This is a genomic window from Bacteroidota bacterium (assembly GCA_039111535.1).
Taxonomy (GTDB): domain Bacteria; phylum Bacteroidota; class Rhodothermia; order Rhodothermales; family JAHQVL01; genus JBCCIM01.
Genome location: JBCCIM010000249.1, coordinates 1 through 7,741 on the forward strand (window position 1 = coordinate 1; position 7,741 = coordinate 7,741).

The window sequence follows — 7,741 nt, forward strand, 5'->3', positions numbered from 1 at the left end:
AGCGTGAGTTGCGCAACCCTTCCTGGGTGTTGTGCAGCAAGGTTGGTTGTTTCTGTAGAGTCTATAGTCAGGTTGCTGAGAAACAGGGTATCTGTTCCGGCGAGTGGCGACCCATCTGTGTCACGTCCGTTTCGAACGAGTTTCCAGCTGCCTTCGCGCACCGCCCATTGATGCGTTTGCGCATGGGGGCGGTGCCAGAAAAGGCGCTCGTGCACCTCTTCTGAAGCTGGATCCTGGATAATGGCGTAAAGGCTTTTGCCATCTGGCGCGTTTTCTGGAAGCTGCGTGTTTGTATACGCCGCTATTGTAGGTAGCCAGTCCATGCCTGTAGCCTGGTGGTGTCGGATGTCACCAGTTGGAATGGTGCCGGGCAGTGAGACGATTGCCGGCACCCGGATGCCTCCTTCGAGCAAGCTGAATTTTGCGCCACGAAATGGCCCCGCGTAACCGCCACCAAAATCTGCACGCGCTTCGGTTGAATGGCCATGATCTGACATGAAAATAACGAGCGTGTTGCGATCCAGGCCCCGTGTCTTTAGGCCTTCGAGCAGCCGGCCTATTTGTTCATCCATCGTCGAGACAAGCGCTGCATATTGCCGGCGTTGCATGGGCAAGTGTGCGTAGTGGGCCATGTACCGATCGTAAGGTTGCATTGGATAGTGTGGTGACCCAAAGGCAGCGTAAGCAAAGAACGGCTGGCCGTCTGTGTTATCGATAAAAGCCAGGGTCTCGTCTACAATCAGGTCTCCAGTGTGCGTTCCGCTTCGCCAGATTTCCTCGCCATTGCGATGCAGGTCGTGCCGGCGCGGCGGGTCGCCCCAGGGTGCGCCGCCATAATTGAAGTGCGACCAGTAATCGACTACGCCACTAAGAAAACCAACGGCAACATCAAAACCTTCTGCATTGGGTCCGGGGGCCTGTGCATACTCCGCATTGGGCCGGCCATGCCCGATGTGCCACTTGCCAAACTGCCCCGTAGCATACCCGCCGGCTTTAAGCATTTCTGCGATTGTGGTTTCATCCGAATGCAGCGTGCCACTGTTGCCCACCACGCCATTGCGCTGTGGATAGCGCCCGGTAAGGATCGCTGCGCGAGATGGTGAGCAAACCGGCGCTGCAGCATAAAATTGTGTGAAGCGGATGCCGCGCTTCGCAAGGTCGTCCAGATGCGGCGTATCGAGATCAGTTGCACCGTAACTGTTGAGATCCAGTGTGCCCTGGTCGTCAGAAAGTATGAGCAGGACGTTGGGTTGATCAGTCTGGGTTTGTGATTGGCAGGAGATACTGATACAGGCTATACAAATCAGCATCCATTGCAGCCTTTTTTTACATATCCGATGTTGTCGTGTCTGGTTACTCCGAGGCGCAGAAAGCTTTTGATACATGAGGCCGTTTGCTGGGATGATCAGTAACCGTAACCTAAACGGTATCAGACGAAAAACGCCAATGAAAATGCCTGTTTTAAAATGGTATAATTTCCTGTGTGCGTACACAAAGCCATGTTCTTAACGAATGCCTGCTTGTTGTCTGTGATTGCTACGCGCCTTAAAAAGCTGCAGACGTTACCGTTGTGCCTACGTTAATCGGTCACGACAATGCGTTTAAACGATAGTCACAAAGTCGCTGAATATGATTGGCTCTATGCACCCAAATACCGTGCGGGGTAGTTTCGAACCATTACAGCAGCCCTGTAGTGACCATCGTTTAATCGTGCCGCAAACTTTGAACGGGATTTGCAAAAGCCGCTTTCAAGGTCTGGTGTCCAACGGTAAACAGGGCAACGGTAAATGTCAGTGCAATGGTCGTTAGAAAAATTCCGGGACCGATTTCAATGCGATAAGCGAAGCCTTCCAACCAGTATTGCATCGTAAGGTAGGCAATCGGGGTTGCTACAAGGGCTGCGATTAAAACCAGCCACACAAAGTCTTTGAGCAACATATGGGTGAGTGTTGCAACAGGAGCGCCCAAAACCTTTCGCAGGCCAATTTCTTTTGTACGTCGTTCAACGGCGTAGGCAGCCAGGCCAAAAAGGCCCATTGATGCGATGATTAATGCAAGGAACGTGAAGAAGCCGATTGTTTTTCCTAGGCTCTCGTCCGCATGATAAAGTTGGGCAAAACGGTCATCCAGAAACCTGAACTCAACAGGGTAGGGGGATATATCCCGCAAAGAAGCCCGCATGGATGCAAGCGTTCCCTGAAGGTCATCGGGATGAATTTTGGCTGAGAGGTAATTGACTGAAGCGGCCAGGTCTGTTTTTTCAGAAGCAAGGTAAAAAACATAGGGCCTGATCTCTGAACGCATGGAATGGGCGTGGAAATCTTCAGCAACGCCAATAATTGTCCGGGTGCTGGCAACGCGTCCCATTTTAAACTGCTTGCCAATGGCTTCTTCAGGCGTCCAGCCAAGCGTGCGGGCAGCAGACTGGTTAATGATGGCTGCAGCAACTTCGTCGGTAGATACATCGACAGAAAAATCTCGTCCTGTTGTCAGTTCGATGCCGTAAAGTTGTAAGTAGTTGTGGTCGACGGCATTCATGTATATCGGAAGCACCTCTTCAGGATTACTGCCTTCCCAGCCGCTTATTTCCGATTGCCAATCAACATAAACCGGTAATGTCGAGGAAGCCGTTACTGCTGATACGTTTGGATTTTCCAACCATGCTTCGCGCACGCGGTCGAGGCCATTGCGTAATTGGTGGTTCTCTTGCTGGATCCGTATTGTAACCACCTGTTCAAGATCGTATCCGAGGTCTTTGTTTTTGATAAAATGGAGTTGTTGATAAATTGCAAACCCGCACGCAATCAAAACCATAGAGGCTGTATACTGGCCCACGATGAGAAGGCGCTGCAGGCTGAACCGCGAATGCCTTGTGTTTAGTTTGCCTTTCAATACATCGATTGGTTTTAGGCCGGACATAAAGAAAGCCGGGTAGCTGCCTGAAACAAAGCCGACAATCACAATGAGGAGTGCACCTGCGGCAAGCAGCCTGAAATCATAGACTTGATTTGATGTAAGCGGTCTGTCGACCATACTGGCAAAGAAAGGCGTCAAAAGTTCTACGGCCAGCAACGCGAGTACAAGTGCTAATCCGGCAATAAGAATAGATTCGCTCAGGAATTGGCCGGCAATCTGGATGCGGCGAGCACCAATTGCTTTTCGTAACCCCACCTCATTTGATCTCCTGATTGATCTGGCTATGGCAAGGTTCATGTAGTTGATGCAGGCCAGTAGAATGATGACGCATCCCAGGGCTATAAAAAGGTAAATCAGTCTCTTGTCGCCTTTTACACCATTTCTGGTTTCACCATGGAAGCCGATGTCGAAATTGATGAAAGGCGCCATGTGGATATCGGAAAGCGCCTGCGTGAAGTACTGATCGCGCGATGCTGCCGGGATATCGGTATCGCCTCGGTATCGAAAGTCAAATACCAGTCCTGGCAATTTGGCTTCGAAGTCCTCAATGTCCACGCCCTCTTTTAAAGAAAAAAACGTGTGTACATTGCTGCTTCCCCAAATGTTGTTTGTAATGCTTCTTGCGAAGGAAGCGTGCGCGTAGTGTGAGGTGATGAAACCGTATTTGATACTGGCATTGACCGGCGCGTCAGGGGCAATTCCGGTCACGGTAAAGAGGCCTTCGTCGCCTACTTGCAGGACCTGGTTGAGGGCATCCTCGCCATTGAATAGTTTATTTGCTACCGTTTTAGTCAGTACAATGGCATCAGGAGAAGCCAACGCTGAGTGGACGTTTCCCTGGAGGAGGGGGATGGAAAATACATCGAAGAAATGCTTGTCGGCCCATAGGCCTTCTTCCCAATAATGCTGGTCACCCACACTTAAGAGCGCACTCCGGTTTCGAAGGCTTGTGGCGTGGTCAATATCCGGGTAGTGGTTTCTTAGGACGCCTGACAATGGGGGAGGTGTTACAGCGTACCTGTCTGTGCCGAGGTATGCGTTCCCAGGTTGATAGAGATTGACGCGATATATCTGGTCAACATTGGTGTAGAATCTGTCATAAGATGTCTCATGCTGCACGAATTGAAAGATCAGGATAATGCTTGCCATGCCGAAGGCCAGCCCAATCGTATTGATAAAGGCATATCCTTTGTTTTTGTAAAGCGTTCGCAGGGTTACTTTTAAATAATTCTTTAGCATGGCGCGCTTGTCTTTGGTCAATGCCATCAGGGGGCAGCTTTACTTTTTACAAGATATATGCCTATTCGCTAAATATGGCAATAAGGGCTAAATTGACGTTGTTTGAGTGAGGATTACTGCCTGGGATGTTCGCCAGCAGTACACAAGCTGTTCGTATTCGGACATCGAAGAGGGTACTTGTAAATATGATTGATTTTATGGAAGTAGGCCGGCTACCTGTTGCCGGCGATAACGTAGCCATCGCCACCAGGCGTCTTGAAGCTGGTATCGTTATCCGCTTCGAAACAAATACTTTTGCGCTGTCACATACGGTGCTGGAAGGGCACCGGTTTGCTGTTATGCACATAGAAGCCGGCGGGTTACTGACATCCTGGGATATGCCGTTTGGGAAAGCAATCCGCTCAATTGCGCCGGGAGAGTATGTCTGTAATCCGGGGGTGCTTGAAGCGCTTGCCGGCCGTAGCATTGATTTTGCGTTACCTGCAGAAGCGAACTTTACCGATGAAATTCCACCCTTTGAAATCGAGGAAGCCAGGCTGGTGTCGGGCCAGCAGGTCGCGCCGGCAAAATCGGTACTCCACTTTGACGGCTTCGATCGGGGAAAGCGTGGGGCAGGGACGCGGAACCACGTAGCCATTGTCGGCGCATCTTCGCGCACGGCAGGATTTGTGCGCCGGCTTGCTGCACACTGTAACCCACGCGCAAGCGGTTTTGACAATGTTGATGGGGTAGTGCCCGTTGCGCACACAGAGGGAGAAGATGCAGTACAGCACAACAGGATGCTTGTGCTGCGTACCCTGGCCGGCTTTATGGTGCACCCCAATGTGGGTGCCGTATTGGTCATTGATCACGCAGCTGCCGGGATAAAGAGCGAAGACCTGCAAGCATACCTTGCTGCACAGCACTATCCGGTTGATGCAGATGCTGTTCGATACATGACCCTGGAGGGGGCGTATGCCGTACACTTTGATCAGGCTGTTGCTCAGGTAGACACGCTGCTTGGTATCGCGAATAAAACCGGACGTACACAACTCCCTGCAAACAAACTCAAAATAGCATTGCAGTGCGGTGGTTCAGATGCGTTTTCGGGGATTTCAGGAAATCCTTTGGCTGGCTGGGTTGCGCGGGAAATTGTCGCGCAGGGGGGCGGCGCAAACCTGGCTGAAACCGATGAGCTCATTGGTGCGGAGTCGTATGTGCTCAAGAACGTGAAGTCGCCCGATGTTGCCAAACACTTTTTATCCGTCGTAAACCGGTTCCAGGAGCGTGCAGCCAGGCACGGCAGTTCTGCCGCCGGTAATCCCTCTGGCGGGAATAAATTCAGGGGACTTTACAACATCTATTTGAAATCGCTCGGCGCAGCCATGAAGCGAGACCCTGCGGTCCGATTGGATGCGGTCATTGAATATGGGGAATTGATGGAGTCGCCCGGATTTTACTTTATGGATAGCCCGGGCAACGACCTTGAAAGCATTGCCGGCCAGGTAGCTGCCGGCTGCAACATGATTTTCTTCGTAACCGGCAACGGATCCATTACCAATTTTCCGTTTGTGCCTACCCTCAAAGTGGTGACCACCACAGCGCGCTACAAACACCTTACTGCGGATATGGATGTCAATGCAGGCGAGTACCTGGACGGCCTGTCGATGGATACACTGGGCAGCAAGATGCTTGCTGAAACGCTCCGGGTTGCCAGCGGAGCGCAGAGTGTTGGCGAAAAGGCAGGCCACGCACAGGTGCAGCTCTGGCGCAACTGGCGGTTGAATCTGGCAGAGCAGGCGCCAGTGGTAGATGCCGGCGCAACTGATTATCCCGGTATACCTATTCCCATTGATATATCCGATGCACCAGCGGTGAACCTGGCGTCGTCGCCGGCTTCAGTCGGACTCGTGTTGCCAACAAGTCTATGCTCCGGGCAAATCAGTGAAATGGCTACAGCAAAACTCAATGCGATGGGCATAGGTAGGTCCATTGATGTAGAACGGTTTGTCAGCGTTGTGCATACCGAAGGGTGTGGCGCTTCGAGTGGCGCATCAGAAAAACTGTTTCTTCGGACCATTTGTGGTCACCTGATGCATCCCGCCATCAAACATGCGCTCTTGCTCGAGCACGGATGTGAGAAAACCCACAACGATTACTTTCGAAATTATCTGGAGGCAGAAGGTGTTGACACCACACGTTATGGCTGGGCAAGCATTCAGCAAGATGGTGGCATTGCGCCAGTACTGGAAAAGATAACAGGCTGGTTTGGTGAGCGTCAAGTTAGGGAGAATGCTTCGTCGACGGGTAAAGCTGCATCGGTAGGCATCCTGGTTGCACAAAATCTATCTGATGCACTTGTAGACGTGTTGGGCAGGTTGACAAAAGGTGTCGTAAAGGCAAACGGGACCATTGTCGTGCCGCATGCTGCGGTTGAAGCCGGCTATGTGCAGCACCCACTACTTCAGCAACTCAGACTCGCAGCAGACATTGCTCCTACCATTCATTATGGGCAGCGCATTTTGCGGCCGGGCTTCCACGCCATGGCAGCTCCAACCTGGCATGAACAGGAATTGCTGGCAGGGCTGGGTGCGACTGGGGTTGATGTCATACTCGTAATCTCAGACGCTTTTGCTGTGCCCGCCCATCCGTTTATCCCCGTATTACAACTGGGTACTGCAGACGGACCACACGCAGATTGGTGGCCGGCAGGGTCAAATACTTTTGAGGCGTTGTTGAACCTGATCGAACAAACTCTGACAAAAACATACCTGCCTAAAAGCACAGCAGCGCAGCATGTTGATTTTCAGATTTCAAGAGGCTGGCGCGGTATTTCGCTTTAGTCAGCGTGGTATGCGAGACAAAGTTGTGCAATATGTGCAGAATTTGTTAGTTTCTTATATGGCTCCGGCAAAGCGCGTGGCTTCGATCAAGTAGCCTTTTCTTCTAAAACCATTATCCATACCAGAAGTAGATTTTCATGAAACAGACACCTGAAAACAGACGCGAATTTCTGAAAAAAGCCGGTGCTGCTGCCGCCGGGTTAACTGTGCTGCCAGGGTTGACATCACTTACGCCATCCAAGGAGCTCTTTAAAATATCGCTTGCCCAGTGGTCGCTAAATCCGTTACTGTTCTCCGGGAAACTGGATAACCTTGATTTTGCACGCGACGCAAAGAAGCACGGGATTGAAGCTGTTGAGTACGTGAACCAGTTCTTCAAAGACAAAGCGGAAGACGCAGCCTACATCCGCGAAATGAAGAATCGTGCAGATGGGGAGGGTGTAAAGAGCGTGCTCATTATGTGTGATGGCGAAGGCAAACTGGGTGCACCCGACAAGGCGGAGCGCATGGAAGCCGTAGACAACCACAAAAAGTGGGTGCGTGCAGCCAAAACACTGGGCTGCCACATGATCCGCGTTAACGGATTCAGCATGGGCGGCTTTGGGGAGAAAGGAGACTACGACGAAGAAATGAAACTGGTAGCAGACGGCCTGCGCCGGCTCTGTGAGTTTGCCGATGATTTTGATATGAATGTCACCATCGAAAACCATGGTGGCAATTCAAGCCATGGCAAATGGCTGAGCGGTGTGATGAAGCTGGCTGAC

The 7,741-nt window shown here is 51.5% G+C and carries 4 protein-coding genes; 2 read left to right on the forward strand and 2 right to left on the reverse strand.

Annotated features, from left to right (window positions below):
* Together AAF564_24435 and AAF564_24440 are read right to left on the reverse strand one after the other, a co-directional pair.
* A partial coding sequence (locus AAF564_24435; GenBank protein ID MEM8488717.1) for a sulfatase-like hydrolase/transferase occupies nucleotides 1-1,310 on the reverse strand: 1,310 nt, incomplete at its 3' end.
* Between the two features lie 394 nt (nucleotides 1,311-1,704).
* Complete coding sequence (locus tag AAF564_24440; GenBank protein ID MEM8488718.1) at nucleotides 1,705-4,182, reverse strand: ABC transporter permease; 2,478 nt, start codon at nucleotides 4,180-4,182, stop codon at nucleotides 1,705-1,707.
* Nucleotides 4,183-4,340: 158 nt separating this feature from the next.
* Here AAF564_24440 and AAF564_24445 point away from each other — a divergent pair, with 158 nt between their 5' ends.
* Both AAF564_24445 and AAF564_24450 read left to right on the forward strand, forming a co-directional pair.
* The gene (locus AAF564_24445; protein ID MEM8488719.1) at nucleotides 4,341-6,977 is read left to right on the forward strand and encodes a UxaA family hydrolase; all 2,637 of its coding nucleotides are present in this window, start codon (nucleotides 4,341-4,343) and stop codon (nucleotides 6,975-6,977) included.
* Nucleotides 6,978-7,114: 137 nt separating this feature from the next.
* A partial coding sequence (locus AAF564_24450) for a sugar phosphate isomerase/epimerase family protein (protein MEM8488720.1) occupies nucleotides 7,115-7,741 on the forward strand: 627 nt, incomplete at its 3' end.